Raw genomic sequence first — 211 nt, forward strand, 5'->3', positions numbered from 1 at the left:
GCCATTTTGCAGCGAACCGTGGAGGAAAAGCAGCAGGTTCGGACCGGGATTTTCCGGCGCGACGACGGTGTACTTACGCTTTTGGCCCTGAAATTCCACGATGGTCATGGAACAAAAGTTTAGTCGGGGTGAGCGCAGGTTTCGTCGTGTGTGCTGGTGTGGTGCTTTTCCGAATCACTGCGGCCCTCGAAGTGAGCTTTGGTGACGCGGG

Source organism: Corynebacterium sp. HMSC078H07 (assembly GCF_001812805.1).
Lineage (GTDB): Bacteria > Actinomycetota > Actinomycetes > Mycobacteriales > Mycobacteriaceae > Corynebacterium.